Source organism: Pararhodobacter sp. CCB-MM2, assembly GCF_001691415.1.
Lineage (GTDB): Bacteria > Pseudomonadota > Alphaproteobacteria > Rhodobacterales > Rhodobacteraceae > Pararhodobacter.
In genome coordinates, this window is the sequence record NZ_LRRR01000001.1 from 598,089 (window position 1) to 619,005 (window position 20,917).

A 20,917-nucleotide genomic window follows, 5' to 3' on the forward strand; every position below is an offset into this window, starting at 1 on the left:
ACGGACGGCGGCCCGGTCCTCCCCGGATTGCCGCTTGACCGCTCAGCCGGCGCGGGGCAATCGGGGGCGGACCCTCCCTGCCGCCCCCGAGGCCCCGTTTGCCCGAGGCCCTGCCTGATTGAGCCGCGCATGACCGATCCCCGCCCCGCTTCTTCGCTTGACGGCCTGATGACCTTCACCCCGGCACCGGGCGCCGAGGCCCCCGCCGATCTCGACGATCGGCTTGCCTGCTTGGCGACCCTCGCGCGGCTGGCCGACCCGAAGCACCCCGACCCTGCGCTGGTCCCCACTCTCGCCCGCTACCTGCGCCAGAACGCCTGCGGCGCGGTCGCCGAGGCCCCGCGCGCCGATATCGCCGCCGCCCTCGCGTTGCTGGCCCGTTTGGGTGGCGCGCCGAATCTGTCCGATTGCGACTTGCGCGGCGCGGCCCTGAGCGGCGCCCGTCTCGCCGGGGCCAATCTGTCAGGCACTGTGCTGACAGGCGCTGACCTACGTGAGGCGGATTTGTCGGTGGCAGAGATGGTCGGCGCCACGCTGGACCTCGCCTTGCTGTCCCATGCGCGGCTGGAAGGGGCCAATCTTTCGGGCGCAAGCCTGCGCGAGGCGCGGGTCGAAGGGGCAATCGCCAATGACATCCGGCTGGTCGAGGCGATCGCGCCCGCCTCGGACTTCACCTCGGCCGAGATGCTGACCGCCGACCTGCGTGGCTGTGACCTGACCGGCGCTAACCTGTCCCACATCCTGTTGGAGCGCGGCCGGGCCGCCGGAGCAGACCTGCGCGGCGCGCGGCTGGACCTGGCCGAGGTCCTTGCAACCGACCTAAGTGGTGCGCTCTTTGACGCAAACACCAGCCTCGCCGGGGCCCGTTTCTCTGGCAGTTATCTGCAAGGTAGCGATCTGTCGCAAGCCGATCTGAGCGAAAGCCAACTCAACCAGTTGTTTGCCGATGGTTCGGTCTGTTTTCCGGCGTCCTTGCCACGCCCCGGCTTCTGGCCAACAACCGCTTTGGACCCCGCCGAGTTCAAGGCACGCCGCCGCGCCACCTTCCCCGAGTAACCTGCAGCGCAACAGGCGCAGCTTGAGCGGATGACGTCCGCGCAAAGGGGCAGTCAGCGGATTTCCCTGTCGTGCGGGCCTCGGTGAGCCCTTCCCTTGGACGCACCTCCGCCGGCGTTGCGGTCGGCGCCAGCATCCGTCACCACAGAAATCGCTCAGCCTCATCCAGATAACGCGCGATCCGGCCGCTATGGCCCGTCGCTCACCTGAAAGCGTTTCTGCTACACTCCCGGCTGACGTTCCGTCTGGTCAAATTCGCTCTAAGGTTCTCTGGTCACGAGTTCACATTCGTGTCCGCAACGCCGGGTGCCTGCCAAGATTTCCCCATCATGGAGCCTGCGCTCGGGGAAGATTTGGCCTTGGTCTCGCGACTAAAAGGAGCCTCAACAGGGTCGTGCCGCTGTCCGGGCTTCGACGCGAATGTCAGGTGGCCTCTCAGCTGGCGTCGACGCGATATCATGTGTCCGCACAGCCGCGCATTTCACCTCCCAATGCCATTGCCTTCCGTAAGTGAATGTCTTATCCGGTTCCCAACGCACCCATAGCTCAGCTGGATAGAGCGTTGCCCTCCGAAGGCAAAGGTCAGAGGTTCGAATCCTCTTGGGTGCGCCAGCTTCCCCCCCGATGACTTGCCCTGTTTCCACGTGGAAGGTCCGCGGCACGCGAATTCTCCAACACTCCAACGCGCGCGCGCCGATCCACCGGCGGTGCTGCACATTGCAGTCCCGAATTTGTGCACGACCGCTGCTGACGAGAATCGCTCTCCGCAGGGGCCGCTTGCCCGTGACGCTCGTGAACGGAGACGGCCATCTTTACCCGCGCACGGACATCCTTCGGGGGTATCCCAACCGGCTCATGAAATTGACCGCTTGCCGCTGGTGCCTTGCACTCGGCTTACCCGGTCGGGAGAGAACCTTCTGCCCGGTCCGTTCGGTTCAAATGCTCCAAAGGCGCTCAGGCAGAAACAGCATGAGGACAAAACGCCCCTTGCCGAGTTCTGTCGCAAGGCAGCGTGAGGCAGGCGATCAACCGTCGCTGAAGGCGGTGGGAATCGGGGGTCCCTCCACAGCGACGCTCAGACTGATAGCGCGATCTCGGTCCGAAGGAGGCCCGGCCTGAGACGGTCGACCGCAACCCGGTCAAAGCGACCAGCAGATCGGCGATCCCGGTCCCGCTCCCGTCGGCCGTCATGGCGCCGAGAAGAACTCGGAACGGCCCGAGAATGTTGCCCGGGCTCCTGCCCATCATCTCAATGTGTTGCCGGAGCGCTGTCAGCGGGTCAAAACCGTGGGAGCATTCTCCGTATCGGGTGACATCGGTCTCGGGCGTGGAAACGCGTGGATCACTCCGGCTTTTCCGCCGGCGCCTCATCGCCGGAAAGCACAATTAATGAAGCAACTTCAATACGAAAGCCCGGAGTGGCGGCAGTCCTTCAGCGCCCTGCATACGGCCCAATGGGGACAGCGGCATCCGGCTGTTGCCAATAGGCCTCCCCTAAGCGCGACGCGGCGCGCCACGGTTCCCCCTTGTCGTTGAAAGGTGTAAAGCCTTGACGAAACGGGGATTGCTGCAATCTTCGAGGATAGCTGCCAAAGATCCCGAAGGGGTCTGCCACAAACCGGGAAAACCATGATCCAGAACCGCATCACGGGCGCTGCTGCCCTGCTCGCCTCCAGCCTCCTGTTGTCCGCCTGCGTGTCCAGCGCCCCCGAGGATTCGCCGTCGCCGTTCCTTTCGGAGCTGCCGGAGGGGCTGGCCGAGACCGCCGGGCCGAACCAGGACCTGTCGCGGGTGCGGATCATGCCGGCGGACGGCTGCTATTGGTACGAGCACCAGAACCCCGTCGAGACGACCTTCCTGCCGCTGCGCACCAACGACGGCCGCCCGATATGCGCCCGCGCCCAATAAGGCGCCACAGGCCACTCAGCGCATGAAAAAACCGGGCACCGCCATCGCGGTGCCCGGTTTTCTATTGGTCAGCCCGTCGGGCGGTTACTCGGCCGCGTAGAGATGCGCGACAGAGCCGATCTCGACCGCTTCGTACAGGTCGATGATATGCGCCATGATCATCCGCACGCAGCCCGACGAGGCGCGGTAGCCGATCGACCACGGCTGCGGGGTGCCATGGATGCGCAGATAGGTGTCGCGGTTGCCGCTGTAGAGATACAGCGCGCGGGCACCGAGCGGGTTCTCGGGGCCACCCGGCATGCCGCCGGCGTATTGCTCGTAGCTGGGCGTATGACGGATCATGTTCGCCGTCGGCGTCCAGGAGGGCCAGCGCGCCTTGCGACCGATGCGGAACACGCCCGGCTCGTAGAGGTCGGCCTGACCGATGGCGACGCCATAGCGCATCGCGGTGCCGTCGTCCTGAATGTGGTAGAGGTAGCGCGCAACCGCATCGACATGGATGTCGCCGGCGCGCAGGGTCGGATTGGCCTCGACCCGGCGCGGCAGGAAACGCGGATGCAGGTCCCACGGGTTCGAGAAGGACGGGTCATACCCCGCCGGCGTCACCTGGGTGTCCCAATCATCCCATTGTTGCTCTTGCGCGGTCTGGCCGAAGGCCCGGTACGGCACGAGGGCCGGAGCCGCCAGCGCGGCGGCACAGGTCATGAATTGGCGTCTGGTGGTCACAGCGGATGTCCCTTTGAAACAAGTCGGGCCGCAGCGCGGGGGCTGCGGCATTCTCTTAAGCGCAATATGCGTCACAGGGCAACAATGGCCAACCGCCTCATGCAAAAAGGCGCTCACACTTGCGTAAGACTGCATGTTTGGGCGGCGTCGTCCCGGCCCGTGGCTCAATGCGCGCCGGGACGGTCCATCGCGCGGCTGAGCAGGATCACCGGGATGATCCCCAGAGCAACGATCAGCAGCGCCGAGGTCGAGGCCTCATCGAGCCGTCCGTCCGAGGCCAACCGGTAGGTACGGATCGCCAGCGTATCGAGGTTGAAGGGCCGCACGATCAGCGTCGCCGGCAGTTCCTTCATCACGTCGGCGAAGATGAAGATCGCCGCGGACAAAAGCCCCCCGCGCAGCAGCGGGAAATGCACCGTCGCCAATGTCCGCCCCGGGCCCGAGCCGAGGCCCCGTGCCGCGTCGTCCAGCGACGGCGGGATGCGTTGCAGCGAGGCTTCGATGGTGTTGAGGCTGATCGACAGGAAGCGCACCGAATAGGCGAAGATCAGGCCGACATAGCTGCCCGTCAGCAACAGGCCGGTGGAGATGTCGAAGCTTGCCCGCATCCAGGCGTCAAGCGTCCGGTCGGCCCAAGCCAGCGGCAGCAGAACGCCCACGGCGATCACCGCGCCGGGCATCGCATAGCCGATCCCCGCCACGCCAAGCGCCGCTCGGACCAGCGGCCCGCCATCCAGCCGGCGCGCATAGCCGAGGAACAGGCCCAGCGACAGTAGGACCAGCGCGGCCAGGCCCGCCAGCCACAGCGAGTTCAACGCAAAGGCCAGGAAACGCTCGCCCCACATCGGGTCGCCCACCTCGATCGCGCGGCGCAGCAGGTCACCGGCCGGGAACAGGAAGCCCGCAACGATCGGGAAGGCACAGAGCGCCATGACGATCAGCGCCCGCCAGCCGCTCAGGGGATGGCGCGCGGCGGCCGAGGCCGATTTGCCCGCCGGATCCCCGACATAGCGGCGCGAGCCCCGCAGCAGCCGCTCCAGCACCAAGGCCAGCGCGACGAAGCCGATCAGCATCGCCGCTAGCTGTGCCGCGGCCACCGGCTCGCCCCGGGCGAACCACGTGCGGAAGATGCCCGAGGTCAGGGTCTGCACGCCCAGATGCTGAACGGTACCGAAATCGGCCAGCGTTTCCATCGCCACGAAGGCCGCACCGGCAACGATGGCCGGACGCGCCATCGGCAGCGCCACGCGGAAAAACGCCCCGCGCGAGGATTGGCCAAGCGCGCGCGCCGCCTCGATCAGGTGCAGCGACTGGGTGGCAAAGGCCGCCCGCGTCAGCAGGTAGACATAGGGATAGAGCACCAGCGCCAGCATCATGGCCGCGCCGGGCAGTGAGGCGATGTCAGGGAACCAATAATCGCGACGCCCCCAGCCGAAGATCTCTCGCAGGGTGGATTGCACGGGGCCGGCGAAGGTCAGCTGCTCGTAATAGACATAGGCGATGACATAGCCCGGCACGGTCATCGGCAGCATCAGCGCCCATTGCAGGACGCCACGGCCCCGGAACTCGAACCCGGCGATCAGCCAGCCCGCGCCCACGCCCATGGCCGAGGCCAGCGCCACCGTCAGCACCACCAGCATCAGCGAATTGCGCAGATAGAGGGGCAGTACCGTCGACGCCAGATGCGACCACGCCCCGCCCGAGGGCACGAAAACCTGAGCCACCACGGCGACGATCGGCAGGGCGATCAGCGCCGCCACCACCAACGCGCCGAGGCTCCAGGCGGAAATGCGACGCGCCGCGCGGCGCACAGGCTTGCGACCCGCCCCGCGGGAGGGGGCCGGTTGCGGCTTGAGGGGATCGGCTGTGGTGGCCATGGCGCGTCCTGTCTTCTCGCCCTGCCCTAGCCCATCACTTCGGGGCTGTCCAGTTACCCGATTGTTATTGTCAGAAATGTCGCGACGCGTTAGATCGGGCCGCGACGGGGCCCAAGCGCCCTGGACCGAAGCGCCCACCCCCGCCGCTTGTCCCTCGGGCGGCCCAGGCAGGTGCCCGTGACACCGCATGACCCGGAGGAATTCATGGTCCGCACTCTCACCGCCCTTGGCCTCGCGCTCGTCGCGGCCAGCCCTGCGCTGGCTCAGGAGATCAACCTCTACTCGGCCCGCCACTACGATACCGACCTGCGCATCTACGAGAACTTCACCGCCCAGACCGGCATCCGCGTGAACCTCATCGAGGGCGCCGGCGAGCAGCTGATGGAGCGGATCCTGACCGAAGGCGAGAACTCGCCCGCCGACCTCTACGTCACCGTCGATGGCGGCCGTCTGCATCAGGCCGTCGAAGCCGGGATCTTCCAGCCGGTGCACAGCGACATCCTCGACAGCCGCATCCCCGAAAACTTCCGCCACCCGGAAGATCTGTGGTTCGGCCTCTCGGCCCGTGCCCGCGTGATCTTCACCCGCAAGGGCGAGCGCCCGGAATGGCTGAACGATTACGAGGATCTGGCCGATCCGCGCCTTGAGGGTGAGATCTGCATCCGCTCGTCCTCGTCGATCTACAATATCTCGCTGCTGGCCGAGCTGATCGAGCGTCTGGGCGACGATGCGGCACAGGATTGGGCGCAGGGCGTGGTCGACAACCTGGCCCGTCAGCCGCAGGGCGGCGACCGCGATCAGCTGCGCGCACTGGCCGCCGACGAATGCTCGGTCGCGGTGTCGAACACCTATTACTGGGGTGCGCTCGCCGCGTCGGACAACCCCGATGACGTCGCCGTCGCCGATGCCGTCGAGTTCTTCTACCCCAACCAAGGCACCGATGCCGAGCCGGGTTCGGGCGCGCATGTGAACATCTCGGGCGCCGGCGTCGTGGTGAACGCGCCGAACCGCGACAACGCGATCCGCTTCCTTGAATACCTCGTGTCGGATGAAGCGCAGGCGATCTTCGCGGATTCGAACAACGAATTCCCGATCGTTCCGGGCGTCGAGATCCACGGCCCCGTCGCGCCCTATACCGAGTTCCGCAACTCGGGCGTGAACGTCGCGATCTATGGCATCAACGCCGCCGAAGCGACTGAGATCTACGACCGCGTCGGCTTCCCGTAAGCCCGGGATTCCAAGCTGCTAGTCAAAGGGGGCCCGCGCGGCCCCCTTTTTCATGCGCGCTTTTCCCGGCCCCTGCCCTTGACCTTTGCGTTGGCGTGTTCACGTTCAGCACCAGCCATTTGCAAAGGAAGCACGATGTCGACCGACAGCTATACGCCCCCGAAGGTCTGGACCTGGGACAAGTCCAGCGGCGGCCAGTTCGCCTCGATCAACCGTCCGATCGCCGGCAAGACCCACGACAAGGAGCTGCCCGTCGGAGAGCATCCCTTCCAGCTGTATTCGCTGGGCACGCCGAATGGCGTGAAGGTCACCATCATGCTGGAAGAGCTGCTGGCAGCCGGCCACAAAGGCGCCGAATATGACGCCTGGCTGATCAACATCGGCGAGGGAGACCAGTTCGGTTCCGATTTCGTCGACATCAACCCGAACTCAAAGATCCCGGCCCTGATGGACCGCTCGGGCGCGGAACCGCTGCGGGTGTTCGAGAGCGGCTCGATCCTGGTGCATCTGGCCGAGAAATTCGGCGCCTTCCTGCCGGCCACGGGGCCGGAGCGGACCGAGGTGATGAACTGGCTGTTCTGGCAGATGGGCTCGGCCCCGTTCCTCGGCGGCGGTTTCGGCCATTTCTACGCCTATGCGCCCGAGAAGTTGGAATATCCGATCAACCGCTACGCCATGGAAGTGAAGCGCCAGCTCGACGTGCTGGAGCGCAATCTGGCCGACCGCAAATGGATCGCCGGCGACAACTACTCGATCGCCGACATGGCCATCTACCCGTGGTACGGCCGCCTCGTCGAAGGCGGGGCCTATGATTCGGGCGAGTTCCTGTCGGTGCACGAATACAAGAACGTCATCCGCTGGGCCGCCGATTGCGCCGCCCGCCCCGCCGTCGCGCGCGGCAAGCGGGTGAACCGCGGCAACCCGGCCGAGGGCATCCCCGAGCGCCACAGCGCCGCCGATCTGGACTGAGTTTTCCGTCCCACCGAGACGCAAAGGGGCGCCCCAAGGCGCCCCTTTTTCATCGTCCGGCAGCCCGCGTCAGTCGCGGAAGCTGCGGCTTTCCTTGATCTGGTCCCAGGCCCAGACGACCTCTTGCAGGCGCTCCTCGTCGGCGCGGTTGCCGCCGTTGAGGTCCGGGTGAAGATCTTTCACCAAGCCTTTGTATTGCTTGCGGATCTCGGCGCGGGTCCAGGTGTCGCGTGCATCGAGGATCTCCAGCGCCTTGCGCTCGGTCGAGGGCAGCCGGCGCGTGACCTGCGCCTTGCCCGGCTGGTCGCCATCGCCCCGCTTGCGCGTCGCCTTGTCGCCGAGGATCTGATGCGGATCGTCGATGCCGTGGCGCGACCAGTCGCGGGTCTCACCATAACCAAAGGCGTTGGTCGCCCGGCCCCAAGTCCGGTCGCGATCCATCGTGTCCATCTGCTCGGCCTCGGTCTGGCCGGAGAAGAAATTCCACTGAAGGTTGTATTCGCGCACGTGGTCCTTGCAGAACCACAGATAGTCGTTGAGCGCGTCGGGCGACCGCGGCGCGCGGTATTGGCCGGGCTCTTCGCAGCCCGGATGGTTGCACGTCCGCGCCGAGGTTTCGACCGCGCCGGACATGCCCCGGCGGCCCTTGGCCTTCTTTTTCTTGTCAGTCGACGCACGCATGTCGAATTTAAATGGATCGCGGGTCATGGCCTGCCGATGCTTTGCCTGCTGTTTGCCTGTGTCTGCTCCGTCCCGCGCGGAAGGGCGAAATCTGCCCTGGCGACTCGGAGGCGCTAGTTTAAGGGTTTCGGACCCCAAAAGGAAAGGGTCGCGATGTCCGGAAGCGGCCGTCATGACGACCCTTTGAGCAACGAGGCGCCTGAAACATTGGCGCCTGGTGCCGCAACGCAGCGTGCAAGGAAACTTCGCCGAAGCAAGGCCTTGCACGGGATAGATGTAGGAGGACGTAGCGGCGGGACAAGCCCCGCGCGCCCGTGCTTGTTCGCGTCAACCCGCGACGGTCACTCGTCGTCGGCGCTGTTGGCCCGGGGGCGCAATTGCGGCTCGGACCGACCCTCGCCGCGGTTCATCTCGCTGCGCAGCATCGCGCCCGAGCGGAACAGCGGCTCTTGCCGGCGGGCCGGACGCTGCGGCGCCGGGGCCAGCTCGGGCTCGACAACGTCGTCGTCGAAACCTTCGTCGCCGTCCTCGTCATAGCCCTCGTCCTCGTAGCGCGCGATCTCTTGCGGTGCGACGGGCGGGACTGAGCGGTTCACGCGCGGCGCGGCTGCGGGTGCAGCGACGGGCGCTGCGACAGCCCGGCGACGCGGCGCTTCGACCGCCGCTTCCGGCTCCTGCACGGCGGCCAGCGCGGCGCTGGCGTCGGGACGGGTCACGCCCACTTCGCGTGCAAAGACCATCACGGTTTCCGTGGATTGCTTGATCCCGCCGAACCGGCCGCGCGTTTCGCATTGCAGGGTTTCGGTGCGCAGGAATTGCCAGCCACCGGCGGCCTCGGCATTGATCCGTTCGGCCAGCGCATGCGCGAAGCGATCCGCGGTGGTCTTGAGACCTTTGACTTTCGCCGCGCGCTGCGGCGCGGGAACGACCTTGTATTCGTACATTCGAGGGTCCGGCAGGTTGTTCCAGAAGATTGAGGGGTTTTGCGGTATCAGGACGCAGTTTGCAAGACGCGAGGCCTCACCTCGGCGCGAGGGCGCCGTCGGGAACCGTTCTGCGTGCCCTCCGTTATTTCACTTGGGCCACGGGCTTTTGATTGTAAGCTGTTTTTTGCCGGTGTTAGCCTGCCCGGGCATTTTGACTGGAGGGATTATCATGACGCCTATTCGTACCCTTGCCGCCGCTTGCTTGGCGGGTAGCCTTTTCGTCGCGCCTGCTCTGGCGCAACAGAACCTCGCCGGGATGATCACCGGCAATGACATCGACCGCATCGCCGACCTCGCCCGCGCCTATGGCACCATCGAGCGCCGTCAGGACGAAGACGGCATCTGGCTGCGCGGTGAGATGGACGAGATCGTCTACACCATCTCGTTCCTCAACTGCGACGACAACAATGCCAATTGCTCGTCGGTGCAGTTCCGCGCCTGGTGGGAATCAAACGGTGCGCACACCATCGAAGCCATGAACCAGTGGAACCGCGACCGCCGCTTTTCATCCGCCTATCTCGACAGCCGCGACAATGCGACGATCGAATGGGACGTGAACCTCGCGGGCGGCGTGACCGCTGCGAATTTCGACGACAACATCCAATGGTGGCAGGCGGTGATCCGTCAGTTCCGCGATCAGGTGATCGAACCGGATTCGAGCAGCTCGGGCGCGCCGTCGGGCAGCAAATAAGCACCGCCGGACATCAAAAAGGGGCGCGCCCGGCCACCGGTCGCGCCCTTTTTACTGCGCTCAGCCCTCTTGGCTGCCCCCGCATTGCGGCAGCGCGCGGGTGAAGGCGGCAACCTCGCGGCGGTGGCTGTCGTTGCGCATCGGCGGCCAGTCTGCCGCGACGCCGCCCGTGCCCTGCACCAGAACCCCGTCACGCTCCACCGCGGCCGAGGCGATGCGCACGGCACAGGTCAGGTTAGAGGCGCCGTCGTAGAGGCCATCCTCACCCAGTTCGCAATCGTGGTAGCGCGCAGTCGCGGGCGAGATCTGCAGAAGGCCCTGATAGGCCCCGCCACCGCCCGCCGCGCGCGGGTTCCAAGTGCTCTCGAACCGCGCGAGGCCCGAGAAGAAGGCGACATAGAAGGCCGCGCGCTGGCTGGGCGAGGCTTCCTCGTATTCAGGGCAGAACCGCTCGATATCCTCGGGCACCGTCCCCACCATGCCCGAGCCGTCGGTCAGCAGCGCCTCGATCATCGCCGTGTTCCAGTCCGCCGATTCCGGGCGGTGGTTCCAGCGGGCCGCGACTTCGGGGACAGTGTCCTCGGCGGGCGGCATCGAGCAGGCGCCGAGAACCGGCAGGGCGGCAAGAGTGAGAACGAGGGCGGGACGCATGCGGTCTTCCATGATTGTTGCTCGCTTCCCATGATCGGCGGCGCGATTCCCTGCAAGCGTGCGCTGCCTGCGGACCCCGCCGATGGGCGGAAGGGCGCTAGGCGGAAAACCGCTTTTCCTTGGACGCGCGGCGTTCTAGAACCGGCGCAACCCGCGATAAGGGTCCCGGGCGTCCCTCGCCCCTGATCCGCAACAAGGATGACATCATGCTCGATCTCAGCTTCGAAGCCCCCAAGCCCAAGGTGATTGCCGGTGCAACCGGCGATTGGGAATTGGTCATCGGCATGGAGATCCACGCGCAAATCTCGACGCAGGCAAAGCTGTTCTCGGGCGCCTCGACGACCTTCGGGGCCGAGCCGAACTCGAACGTGGCCTTCGTGGACGCCGCGATGCCCGGCATGCTGCCGGTGGTCAACGAATTCTGCCTCGAACAGGCGGTGCGGACGGGTCTGGGCCTCAAGGCCGCGATCAACCTGCGCTCGGCCTTCGACCGCAAGAACTATTTCTACCCGGACAACCCCCAAGGCTATCAGATCAGCCAGCTGTACCACCCGATCGTCGGCGAGGGCGAGGTGCTGGTCGAGATGGGCCCGGGCGTCGCCCGCGTGGTCCGGATCGAGCGCATCCATGTCGAACAGGACGCGGGCAAGTCGATCCACGACATGGACCCGAACATGTCCTTCATCGATTTGAACCGCACCGGCGTGCCGCTGATGGAGATCGTCTCGCGTCCCGATATCCGGGGCCCCGAGGAAGCGGCGGCCTATGTCGGCAAGCTGCGCCAGATCCTGCGCTATCTCGGCACCTGCGACGGCAACATGCAGAACGGCAACCTGCGCGCGGACGTGAACGTCTCGGTCTGCCGTCCGGGCCAGTACGAGAAGTATCAGGAAACGCAGGATTTCTCGCATCTCGGCACGCGCTGCGAGATCAAGAACATGAACTCGATGCGCTTCATCCAGCAGGCCATCGACTACGAGGCCCGTCGCCAGATCGCCATCCTCGAGGACGGCGGCAAGGTCGATCAGGAGACCCGTCTCTACGATCCCGACAAGGGCGAGACGCGCTCGATGCGTTCGAAGGAAGAGGCGCAGGATTACCGCTACTTCCCCGATCCCGACCTGCTGCCGCTGGAGATCGAACAGGGCTGGGTTGACGATATCGCCGCGACCATGCCCGAGCTGCCGGACGCCAAGAAGACCCGTTTCATGGAGGGCTTTGGCCTCACGGATTACGACGCCTCGGTGCTGACCGCCGAGGTCGAGAATGCCGATTTCTTCGAGGCTGTCGTGGCCGTGGGTGAAGACGGCAAGCTGGCCGCGAACTGGGTGATCAACGAGCTCTTCGGCCGCCTGAAGAAGGAAGGTCAGGAGATCGGCGAAAGCCCCGTCTCGCCCGCGCAGCTGGGCGGCGTGATCAAGCTGATCAAGTCGGGGGATATCTCGGGCAAGATCGCCAAGGACCTGTTCGAGATCCTCTGGACCGAGGGCGGCGAGCCCGCCGCCATCGTCGAAGAGCGCGGCATGAAGCAGGTGACCGATACCGGCGCCATCGAGAAGGCCGTCGACGAGATCATCGCCGCCAACCCGGCGCAGGTCGAGAAGGCGCAGCAGAACCCGAAGCTCGCGGGCTGGTTCGTCGGTCAGGTGATGAAGTCGACCGGCGGCAAGGCCAACCCGGCGGCGGTCAACGCGCTGGTGATGGCGAAGCTGGGGCTCTGATCCCGGGCGCGCTCAAGGCCCCAAGTGGGATTTGAGTATTTGGAACAAGGTGATGGGCGCGGCTCTTGGGGGCCGCGCCTTTTGCGTATTGGGGGCAGAGTGAATGGGCGGGCGTTTCTCAGGGCTGGCTGAGGATGCCGCCGCCGACCGCCGTGGCGACCCCAGTTGTGCCGGGGGCCGAGGTCGGGAGGCCTCGGGACACGCGGGCGGCGAGATAGGCGAAGGCCTGCGCCTCGATCATGTCGCCGTCGAGCCCCATCGCTTCAACGGGTTCGACCGGGCAGTCGCAACCCGCCGCGATCATCGCCATCAGCGTCGCATTATGCCGCCCGCCGCCGCAGACCAGCACACGGGCGGGGGCTTCTGGGAAATGCTCGAACGCCAAAGCCACGCCCATCGCCACACCCGCCGCCAACGTCGCCAGTGCGTCCTCCGGGGAAAGCCCCGATACATCCGGCACCGGGGCGGCGCGGTCGAGGGATTTCGGCGGGATGCGGCGGAAATACTCATGGCCGAGATAGGCCTCGAGCCGCGCCTCGTCGGGCGTGCCTTGCGCGGCCATCGCGCCGCCCTCGTCCCTCGGCCGGTCCAGATGGGTCAGGCAATAGTCGTCCATCGGCGCATTGGCCGGGCCGCAATCGAAGGCGAGGCAGACGTGCTCGGGTTTGGGGATCCGCGGATCGCACCAGGTGACATTCGCCACCCCACCGAGATTGAGGAACACCACCGGCGCCTCAAGGCCGAGATATTGCGCCAGCGCGTGGTGGTAGAAGGGCGCGAGGGGCGCGCCCTGCCCGCCCAGCCGCACGTCGGTCGAGCGGAAGTCCCAGACCACGGGCCATCCCAGCGCCGAGGCCAGCATCTGCCCCGAGCCCGCCTGATGCGTGCCCCGCCCGCCCGGCTCATGTGCCAGGGTCTGGCCGTGGAAACCCACGAGATCCACCGGCGCGAATTCGGCCAGCAGCGCGGCATGGGCAAGCTCCACGACCTCCGCCGCCGCCTCGACCCGCGGATCGCCGGGCCAGAGGCCCAGAGCCGCCCGCAGCACGGCGCGTTCATCGTCGGAATAGGGCCGATAGGCGCTCACACCGAAGCTCTCGATCCCGACGCCATCCGTCACCAGCACGGCCGCGTCGACCCCATCCAATGAGGTTCCCGACATCGTCCCCAGCACGCGCTGCATTCCGGCCTTCATCATGGCTTTCCCTTTGCCAAGCTTTTCCCTTAAAAGGGCCTTCGCGCATACACAGCCCCACAAGGGCGGCGATGACAAGTGAAATGACCGGACCAGCGACATGACCTACCAGCCAAAATCCGACTTCCTGCGCATCCTGATCGAACGCGGCTTTCTTGCCGATTGCACCGATCTGCAGGGCCTTGACGAGCAACTCGTGAAAGGGGTGGTCCCGGCATATATCGGCTATGACGCCACGGCGAAATCGCTGCACGTGGGGCACCTGCTGAACATCATGCTGCTGCGCTGGTTCCAGAAGACCGGCCACAAGCCGATCACCCTGATGGGCGGCGGCACCACGAAGGTGGGCGATCCCTCGTTCCGGTCGGACGAGCGCCCGCTGCTGACGGCCGAGGCCATCGACGACAACATCGCCAGCATGAAGAACGTCTTCGCCAAGTACCTCGCCTATGGCGACGGCGCGAGCGACGCGATCATGCTCAACAACGCCGAATGGCTGGACCATCTGAACTACCTCGAGTTCCTGCGCGACATCGGTCGGCATTTCTCGGTGAACCGGATGCTGTCCTTCGAGAGCGTGAAATCGCGCATCGACCGCGAGCAGTCGCTGTCGTTCCTCGAGTTCAACTACATGATCCTGCAGGCCTATGACTTCCTCGAACTGCGCCGCCGATATGGCTGCCTCTTGCAGATGGGCGGCTCGGATCAATGGGGCAACATCGTCAACGGCATCGACCTGACGCGCCGCGTGATCGACGCGCAAATCTTCGGCCTGACCACGCCGCTGCTGACCACCTCGGACGGCCGCAAGATGGGCAAGTCGCAAGGCGGCGCAATGTGGCTCAATGCCGACATGCTCAGCCCCTATGAGTTCTGGCAGTTCTGGCGCAACACCACCGACGCCGATGTGGGCCGCTTCCTGAAGCTCTATACGGAGCTGCCGGTCGAGGAATGCGACCGTCTGGGCAACCTGCAGGGCGCCGAAATCAACGAGGGCAAAATCATCCTCGCCCGCGAAGTGACGACCCTGTGCCATGGGGCCGAGGCCGCCGAGGCCGCCGAAGCTACCGCCAAGGCCGTGTTCGAACAGGGCGGCTTGGGCGATGACCTGCCGCGCGTCGTGCTGGACGCAGCTGAGGCTGCCGAGGGCGTGTCGATCGTGCAGCTCTTCGTCCGTGCGGGTCTGGCGAAGTCGGGCAAGGATGCGAAGCGCCTGATCTCGGAAGGTGGCGCGCGGGTCAATGACGAGGCACTGTCGGATGCGGGCCTTCTGGTGAAGGCCGAGGATCTGGCGCAGCCGATGAAACTGACCGCCGGGCGCAAGCGTCATGCTCTCGTGGCGCTGGATTGATCGTCAGACATTCAATTATCTGACATTTTAATCCTTTCGTAACGCCAAGTTACTGAAGGATTAATCGTAATAGACGGCAAGGCGCGCGGGTTATCCACCGGCGCGCCTTCTTCATACTCCGGCGGCGGGCTTTCCGCTGCGGGCGGCCCTCGGCGCCTGCCCGAACTGTCGCCGGAAAGCACGCGAGAAGCTGGAGCGGTCGGGAAAACCGCAGCGCAGGGCAATCTCCTGAATGGGATGCGCGGTATCGGCCATCAACCGCCGCGCGGCCTGCAGACGCAGCTCCAGATAAGCTGCGCCCGGCCCCTGCCCCAGGCCGTCCCGGAACAGCTGCTCCAACCGACGCAGGCCCACGCCCTGCTCCGAGGCCACCTGCTCCAAAGGCAGGGGTTCCTCAAGGTTCTGGCTCATCAGCGTCAGGGCGGCCGAGAGCCTCGGGTCGCGCGCACCGGGCAAAAGACCGGGCCGCTGGGGGCGCGCGCCATCCGCGCGGGCCTCGTAGAGGAAGCTGTCCGCGACCCGCCCGGCGACCCCGGCGCCGCAGCGCGCGCCGATGAGGTGCAGCATCAGGTCCGCCGCAGGGACCGCGCCGCCACAGGTGAAGCGGTTGCGCGAGATCACGAAGCGGTCGGGCACCACGTCCACCGCCGGGAAAGCCGCGGCGAAATCTTCCATATCCTCCCAATGCACGGTGGCGCGGTGGCCGTCGAGCAACCCCGCCCGCGCCAACACCCAGGGCCCCGCATCCACCCCGCCGATCGCCTTGAACCGCCCGGCCATGCGCCGCAGCCCGGCCAGCAGGGGCCGCGTGACGATCTCGGCCTGCGAATAGCCCGCGACGGCGATCAGCACATCCGCCCCCTCGGCCGCCGCCAAGCCGCCCTTCGAGGGCAGTTCGATGCCGCAAGTCAGGGGCACCGGCCCGCCGTCCATCGACACCACGCGCCAGCGGAATCCCTCGCGCCCCAGATGCCGGTTGGCCGAGCGCAAAGGGTCCAGAACGGACGCCACCTCAAGGATCGAGGCGCGCGGCAGGACCAACACGGCGATGTCCAGCGCATCGCTGGAGGGGGCAAAAATGGTTTCGGAAATAGCCATGTTTTCTTCGTACAGCGCCAACTATGCCGCCACAAGCCTGCTAGGCTGCGCGCAACACGGGAGAAACCACATGCCACTCACCATGAATCGCGAAGTCTTCATCACCGCCGCCGTCACCGGCTCGGGCGGCACGCAGGACCGCAGCCCCCACGTTCCGCGCTCGCCCCAGCAGATCGCGGACAGCGCCATCGACGCGGCCAAGGCCGGTGCCGCCATCGTCCATTGCCATGTCCGTGACCCGGAGACCGGCACCCCTTCGCGCGATCCGAAGCTTTACCGCGAACTCACCGAGCGCGTGCGCGATTCGGGCACCGATGTGGTGCTGAACCTAACCGCCGGCATGGGCGGCGACCTGCTGTTTGACGGCACCGAGGCGATGAACCGCATGTCGCAGAAATCCGATATGGCGGGCGCCGAGGAGCGCGTGCAGCATATCGTCGATTGCCGGCCCGAGATCTGCACCCTCGACTGCGGCACGATGAACTTCGCCGAGGCCGACTATGTCATGGTCAACACCCCCGGCATGCTGCGCGACATGGCGCAGCGCATGACCGATTCGGGTGTGCAGATCGAAATCGAGGCCTTCGACACCGGCCATCTGTGGTTCGCGAAGCAGCTGGTGGCCGAGGGGATCATCAAGGATCCGGTGCTGGTGCAGCTCTGCATGGGCGTGCCGTGGGGCGCGCCCGATGACCTCAACACCTTCATGGCGATGGTCAACAACGTACCCGCTGATTGGCATTGGTCGGCCTTCGCGCTGGGTCGCCACCAGATGCCCTTCGTCGCGGCCTCGGTGCTGGCCGGTGGCAACGTCCGCGTGGGTCTCGAGGACAACCTCTGGCTCGACAAGGGCGTGCTGGCGACCAACGCGCAGCTGGTCGAGCGAGCGGTGACGATCATCGAGAACATGGGTTCGCGGGTCATCACCCCGGCCGAGGTTCGCCAGCGCCTGAAGCTGGAAAAGCGGGCGCCGCTGTGAAGCGCGCCCTCGCCTTCGCACTGCTCCTCGCGGCCTGCACGCCGTCCGATGACGTTCCCGCGCCGGACCGTCTGGACGCGGCGGCGCGCGCGCAATGCGAGGCCGCCGGTGGCATGGTCATGACCGCGGGCCTCTCGGGCCATGAGTTCTGCGCGGCCCGCAACCCGGATGCCGGGCAGAGCTGCAGCCGGGGCACCGATTGCGCCGGCTATTGCGAGGCCGAGACGCGGCAATGCTCAACCTATCAATCCCCCTTTGGCTGCTACGCCTTCCTCAATGCGGATGGCGAGCGCATCGACATCTGCGTCGACTGACCGGAGTTCTTCCATGACGACCAATCGCAAGGCTGCCATCATCGGCGGCGGTGTCATCGGCGGCGGCTGGGCCGCGCGCTTCCTGCTCTCGGGCTGGGACGTGGCGGTCTTCGACCCCGATCCCGAGGCCCCGCGCAAGGTGGGCGAGGTCCTCGCCAATGCTCGCGCGGCGCTGCCCGCTTTGGCCGATGTGCCGATGCCGGCGGAAGGCACGTTGACCTTCCACGACAACATCCACGACGCCGTCGAGGGCGCTGAATATATTCAGGAATCCGTCTCCGAGCGACTGGACCTGAAGCATCGCGTCTATGCCCAGATCCAGCAATCCGCGCCGGATACGCTGCTCGGCTCCTCGACCTCGGGCTTCAAGCCGTCGGAATTGCAGGAGAATGCCGCGAATCCGGGCTCTATCTTTGTCGCGCACCCGTTCAACCCGGTCTATCTGCTGCCCTTGGCTGAGGTCGTCCCCTCGCCGAAGAACGACGCGGAGAAGATTGAAAAGGCAAAGGAAATCCTGCGCGAGATCGGCATGTTCCCGCTCCATGTCCGCAAGGAGATCGACGCCCATATCGCCGACCGCTTCCTGGAAGCCGTCTGGCGCGAGGCGCTCTGGCTGGTGAAGGACGGCATCGCCACGACAGAGGAGATCGACGAGGCGATCCGCATGGGCTTCGGCCTGCGCTGGGGCCAGATGGGCCTGTTCGAGACCTACCGCGTGGCGGGTGGCGAGGCCGGCATGAAGCATTTCATGGCGCAGTTCGGCCCCTGCCTCAGCTGGCCCTGGACCAAGCTGATGGATGTCCCCGAGTTCACCGACGAGCTGGTCGATCTGATCGCCGGGCAGTCGGACGAACAATCCGGGATGCACTCGATCCGTGAGCTGGAACGCATCCGCGACCGCAATCTCGTCGGCTTCCTGCGCGTGTTGAAGGACAGCAATTGGGGCGCCGGCAAGGTGCTTCTGGATCACGACCCCCGCCGCCGTGTCACCGCCCCCGATCCCACGCCGGAAACCGCCGCGCCGATGGTGCTGGCGCATATGCAGGTGCTGCCGGGCTGGATCGATTACAACGGCCACATGACCGAGAGCCGCTACCTGTTCGCGTCCTCCGAGACCTGCGATGCCTTCCTGCGCAATATCGGCGCCGGCATGGACTATGTCGCGGGCGGCCACAGCTACTACACCGCCGAGAGCCACATCATGCATGCGGGTGAGGCCAAGCTGGGCGACCGGCTGACTGGCTCGGTGCAGGTGCTGGGCGCGGATGAGAAGCGGCTGCACCTCTTCATCCGCATCGAGCGCGGTGAGGATCTGGTCGCCTCGATCGAACAGATGCTGCTGCATGTCGACATGAAGGCCGGCAAATCCTGCCCCGCGAAGCCCGAGGTGTTGGAGCGGCTGATGCCGATCGTCGAGGCCCACAAGGCGCTGGAGCGTCCCGCCACCGCGGGCCGTCATGTCGGGCAGAAACGCGCGTGAGCCGTCGGGTCCTCATCACGGCGGGGGCCTCGGGCATCGGTTACGCGATGGCCACGGCCTTCGCCGCCGAGGGGGACCGCGTCTGGATCACCGATGTCGACGCCGGAGCGCTGGCAGAGGCCCCTGCCGAGTGGCAGCGGACCGAGTGCAACAGCGCCGATGACGCGGCGATGCAGGCCTTGGAGCAAGCTGTACTGGCGGAATGGGGCGGCCTCGACGTGCTGGTGGCGAATGCCGGCATCAAGGGCCCGACCGCCGGGATCGAGGAAATGGACCGCGCCGAATGGGATGCCTGCGTCGGCGTGAACCTGACCGGCGCGATGCTGGCCGCGCGTCTCGGCGCCCGGCTAATGCTGCCCGCAGGCTCGGGGGTCATCACCTTCCTCTCCTCGACCTCGGGCCTGCATGGCACGCCCTTCCGCACGCCCTATTCGGCGGCGAAATGGGGGGTGATTGGCCTGATGAAATCGGTGGCGATGGAGCTGGGGCCGAAGGGCATCCGCGCCAACGCCATCTGCCCGGGCTCGGTCAACGGGCCGCGCATCGACCGCGTCATCGAGGCCGAGGCTGCCGCCAAGGGCATGACCCCCGACGCCGTGCGCGAGGGCTATGCCTCGGGCACCGCGCTGAAGCGGCTGTCGGGTGCCTCGGACGTGGCCGATATGGCGCTGTTCCTCGCCTCGGACCGGGCGCGCATGATCACCGGACAGGCCATGGCCGTGGACGGATACACCTACAACGTCGACCCGTAAGGAGCTGACACAGATGCATTTTGGATTGACCGACGAGCAGCGGATGATCGTCGAGACCACTCGCGCCTTCGTGGAAACCGAACTCTACCCGCACGAAGCTTTGGTCGAGCGCACGGGCCACCTGCCCTTGGAGCTGATCAAGGAGCTGCAGCAAAAGGCGATGGAAGCGGGTCTCTATGCCGCCAACATGCCCGAGGAGGTCGGCGGCGCCGGGCTCGATACCCTGTCCTGGCTGCTCTATGAGCGCGAGCTCGGCCGGGCGAATTACGCGCTGCACTGGACCTGTGTCGCGCGGCCCTCGAACATCCTTCTGGCCGGCACGCCCGAGCAGCGTGAGAAATACCTCATGCCCTGCATCCGTGGCGAAACCTGGGATTGCCTCGCGATGACCGAACCGGGCGCGGGCTCGGACCTGCGCGGGATGTCGGCTTCGGCACGGCAAGACGGCGGCGACTGGGTCCTGAACGGTACCAAGCATTTCATCAGCCATGCCGATATCGCGGGCTTCACCATCGCCTTCCTTGCCACCGGCGAGGAGGACACCCCGCGCGGCAAGAAGAAGAAGATCACCGCCTTCTTCGTCGACAAGGGCACCAAGGGTTTCACCGTCCGCGACGGCTATCGCAACGTCTCGCACCGGGGCTACACCAACTCGGTGCTGGAATTCGACGATTGCCGCATCCCGGCCGAGAACATCCTTGGCGAGGTCCACAAGGGGTTTGAGGTCGCGAACGACTGGCTGGGCGCGACCCGGCTGCAGGTCGCTTCGACCTCGATCGGCCGGGCGCATCGCGCTCTGGAGCACGCGCTGGCCTACGCCGCCGAGCGCAAGCAATTCGGCCAGCAGATCGGCAAGTTTCAGGGCGTATCCTTCAAGCTGGCCGACATGGCGCTGGAGCTGAAGGCGGCGGAACTGCTGACCTTTGAAGCCGCGTGGAAATTCGACGAGGGGACGGTCACCGACGGCGACATGGCGATGGCCAAGCTGAAGGCAACCGAGGCGCTGGCGATGATCGCGGACGAGGCGATCCAGATCTATGGCGGCATGGGGCTGATGGACGAGCTGCCGCTGGAACGCATCTGGCGCGACGCGCGGGTCGAGCGGATCTGGGAAGGCACCTCCGAGATCCAGCGGCACATCATCTCGCGCGAGCTGCTGCGGTCGGTCGGCGGGTGACGCAAAGCGGGGGCTGCCGCCCCCGCCTCCCCGCCCACGAGGGGGCGGCCCCCCCTGTGGGCGGCCCCCTATTCCACT

General features: G+C 66.2%; 19 protein-coding genes and 1 tRNA gene. 13 read left to right on the forward strand and 7 right to left on the reverse strand.

Annotated features, from left to right (window positions below; genetic code table 11):
• The first annotated feature begins 129 nt into the window (after window positions 1-129).
• The 3 genes from BCY78_RS02840 to BCY78_RS02850 all read left to right on the forward strand — a co-directional run bounded on the left by BCY78_RS02840 (window position 130) and on the right by BCY78_RS02850 (window position 2,964).
• Window positions 130-1,056, forward strand: coding sequence for a pentapeptide repeat-containing protein (locus BCY78_RS02840; protein ID WP_068297507.1), 927 nt, complete (start codon window positions 130-132; stop codon window positions 1,054-1,056).
• Window positions 1,057-1,591: 535 nt separating this feature from the next.
• Window positions 1,592-1,668: transfer RNA gene (locus BCY78_RS02845), tRNA-Arg, on the forward strand.
• A gap of 1,017 nt (window positions 1,669-2,685) precedes the next feature.
• Window positions 2,686-2,964, forward strand: a complete 279-nt coding sequence (locus tag BCY78_RS02850; protein WP_068297510.1) for a hypothetical protein — start codon at window positions 2,686-2,688, stop codon at window positions 2,962-2,964.
• Between the two features lie 84 nt (window positions 2,965-3,048).
• On the opposite strand, the gene BCY78_RS02855 is transcribed toward BCY78_RS02850, so the two are convergent.
• A complete protein-coding gene (locus BCY78_RS02855; protein ID WP_068297514.1) occupies window positions 3,049-3,690 on the reverse strand; it encodes a L,D-transpeptidase in 642 nt (213 codons plus the stop codon).
• Window positions 3,691-3,854: 164 nt separating this feature from the next.
• The gene (locus tag BCY78_RS02860; protein WP_083194775.1) at window positions 3,855-5,567 is read right to left on the reverse strand and encodes an iron ABC transporter permease; all 1,713 of its coding nucleotides are present in this window, start codon (window positions 5,565-5,567) and stop codon (window positions 3,855-3,857) included.
• Between the two features lie 204 nt (window positions 5,568-5,771).
• Between BCY78_RS02860 and BCY78_RS02865 the strand changes: the two genes are divergently transcribed.
• Both BCY78_RS02865 and yghU read left to right on the forward strand, forming a co-directional pair.
• The gene (locus BCY78_RS02865; protein WP_068297516.1) at window positions 5,772-6,794 is read left to right on the forward strand and encodes an extracellular solute-binding protein; all 1,023 of its coding nucleotides are present in this window, start codon (window positions 5,772-5,774) and stop codon (window positions 6,792-6,794) included.
• A 135-nt stretch (window positions 6,795-6,929) separates the two neighbouring features.
• Window positions 6,930-7,763, forward strand: a complete 834-nt coding sequence (yghU, locus tag BCY78_RS02870) for a glutathione-dependent disulfide-bond oxidoreductase (protein ID WP_068297518.1) — start codon at window positions 6,930-6,932, stop codon at window positions 7,761-7,763.
• Window positions 7,764-7,832: 69 nt separating this feature from the next.
• On the opposite strand, the gene BCY78_RS02875 is transcribed toward yghU, so the two are convergent.
• Both BCY78_RS02875 and BCY78_RS02880 read right to left on the reverse strand, forming a co-directional pair.
• Window positions 7,833-8,444 carry a DnaJ domain-containing protein gene (locus BCY78_RS02875; protein WP_369808687.1) on the reverse strand — a complete coding sequence of 204 codons (612 nt, stop codon included), beginning with the start codon at window positions 8,442-8,444 and terminating at the stop codon, window positions 7,833-7,835.
• Window positions 8,445-8,785: 341 nt separating this feature from the next.
• Window positions 8,786-9,388: a hypothetical protein gene (locus BCY78_RS02880; RefSeq protein ID WP_068297524.1), complete on the reverse strand. Its 603-nt coding sequence runs from the start codon at window positions 9,386-9,388 to the stop codon at window positions 8,786-8,788.
• A 211-nt stretch (window positions 9,389-9,599) separates the two neighbouring features.
• Here BCY78_RS02880 and BCY78_RS02885 point away from each other — a divergent pair, with 211 nt between their 5' ends.
• Window positions 9,600-10,121 (forward strand): YbjN domain-containing protein, encoded by a 522-nt coding sequence (locus BCY78_RS02885; RefSeq protein WP_068297526.1) that lies wholly within the window; start codon window positions 9,600-9,602, stop codon window positions 10,119-10,121.
• Window positions 10,122-10,181: 60 nt separating this feature from the next.
• Here BCY78_RS02885 and BCY78_RS02890 read toward each other — a convergent pair whose 3' ends face one another.
• Window positions 10,182-10,772 carry a transglycosylase SLT domain-containing protein gene (locus tag BCY78_RS02890; RefSeq protein WP_158515892.1) on the reverse strand — a complete coding sequence of 197 codons (591 nt, stop codon included), beginning with the start codon at window positions 10,770-10,772 and terminating at the stop codon, window positions 10,182-10,184.
• 206 nt (window positions 10,773-10,978) lie between these two features.
• Between BCY78_RS02890 and gatB the strand changes: the two genes are divergently transcribed.
• The gene (gatB, locus tag BCY78_RS02895; RefSeq protein ID WP_068297533.1) at window positions 10,979-12,493 is read left to right on the forward strand and encodes an Asp-tRNA(Asn)/Glu-tRNA(Gln) amidotransferase subunit GatB; all 1,515 of its coding nucleotides are present in this window, start codon (window positions 10,979-10,981) and stop codon (window positions 12,491-12,493) included.
• 118 nt (window positions 12,494-12,611) lie between these two features.
• On the opposite strand, the gene BCY78_RS02900 is transcribed toward gatB, so the two are convergent.
• On the reverse strand, window positions 12,612-13,691 hold the full coding sequence (locus BCY78_RS02900; RefSeq protein ID WP_068297540.1) for an anhydro-N-acetylmuramic acid kinase: 1,080 nt from the start codon (window positions 13,689-13,691) through the stop codon (window positions 12,612-12,614).
• Window positions 13,692-13,788: 97 nt separating this feature from the next.
• Between BCY78_RS02900 and tyrS the strand changes: the two genes are divergently transcribed.
• Entirely contained in the window at window positions 13,789-15,039 is a 1,251-nt protein-coding gene (tyrS, locus tag BCY78_RS02905) for a tyrosine--tRNA ligase (protein ID WP_068297543.1), read from the forward strand.
• Window positions 15,040-15,150: 111 nt separating this feature from the next.
• Here the strand turns inward: tyrS and BCY78_RS02910 are convergent, their stop codons facing one another.
• The gene (locus BCY78_RS02910) at window positions 15,151-16,137 is read right to left on the reverse strand and encodes a GlxA family transcriptional regulator (protein WP_068297546.1); all 987 of its coding nucleotides are present in this window, start codon (window positions 16,135-16,137) and stop codon (window positions 15,151-15,153) included.
• 70 nt (window positions 16,138-16,207) lie between these two features.
• Between BCY78_RS02910 and BCY78_RS02915 the strand changes: the two genes are divergently transcribed.
• The 5 genes from BCY78_RS02915 to BCY78_RS02935 are packed head-to-tail and all read left to right on the forward strand — an operon-like array spanning window position 16,208 to window position 20,839.
• A complete protein-coding gene (locus BCY78_RS02915; protein ID WP_068297549.1) occupies window positions 16,208-17,116 on the forward strand; it encodes a 3-keto-5-aminohexanoate cleavage protein in 909 nt (302 codons plus the stop codon).
• Window positions 17,113-17,430, forward strand: coding sequence for a hypothetical protein (locus tag BCY78_RS02920; protein ID WP_068297552.1), 318 nt, complete (start codon window positions 17,113-17,115; stop codon window positions 17,428-17,430). Before BCY78_RS02915 ends, BCY78_RS02920 begins: the two co-directional genes overlap by 4 nt.
• Before the next feature lie 13 nt (window positions 17,431-17,443).
• Complete coding sequence (locus BCY78_RS02925) at window positions 17,444-18,910, forward strand: carnitine 3-dehydrogenase (protein WP_068297553.1); 1,467 nt, start codon at window positions 17,444-17,446, stop codon at window positions 18,908-18,910.
• Window positions 18,907-19,662 (forward strand): SDR family oxidoreductase, encoded by a 756-nt coding sequence (locus tag BCY78_RS02930; RefSeq protein ID WP_068297556.1) that lies wholly within the window; start codon window positions 18,907-18,909, stop codon window positions 19,660-19,662. The genes BCY78_RS02925 and BCY78_RS02930 overlap by 4 nt, the downstream gene beginning before the upstream one ends.
• Before the next feature lie 13 nt (window positions 19,663-19,675).
• Window positions 19,676-20,839 (forward strand): acyl-CoA dehydrogenase family protein, encoded by a 1,164-nt coding sequence (locus BCY78_RS02935; protein WP_068297563.1) that lies wholly within the window; start codon window positions 19,676-19,678, stop codon window positions 20,837-20,839.
• Window positions 20,840-20,917 lie beyond the last annotated feature (78 nt).